Source organism: Salinicola sp. MH3R3-1 (assembly GCF_001937155.1).
In the GTDB taxonomy this organism is placed as follows: Bacteria; Pseudomonadota; Gammaproteobacteria; order Pseudomonadales; family Halomonadaceae; genus Salinicola; species Salinicola halophyticus.
Map to the genome: position 1 here is coordinate 1 of NZ_MSDP01000102.1, position 307 is coordinate 307.

Below are 307 nucleotides of genomic sequence, written 5' to 3' on the forward strand. Positions count from 1 at the left end.
CCGCCTTCGTCCACTATGGCCGGCGAGTCGTTGACCGATAGGGCGAATTCCGCAGCGTGTTGATTGTGCTGCAGAATTCTTCGCCGCCGTTTTGAAGATTCGTGTGCATCAGCCTTGACGCAAAGGACTCAACGCGTATACTACGCCGCGTGCTGAAGGATGGTCCCCGATAGCTCAGTTGGTAGAGCAAATGACTGTTAATCATTGGGTCACAGGTTCGAGTCCTGTTCGGGGAGCCAATGCGATGATGTTCTTCCCCGCAAGATGCTTTCCCTCCGTTTGATGTTTGTTTCGCATGATCCTCTTT

Annotated in this window: 1 tRNA gene; it reads left to right on the top strand. The window is 52.8% G+C overall.

Features of this window, described 5'->3' with window-relative positions:
- Nucleotides 1-163: 163 nt before the first annotated feature.
- Nucleotides 164-239, top strand: a tRNA-Asn gene (locus tag BTW08_RS18550).
- Nucleotides 240-307: the final 68 nt, after the last annotated feature.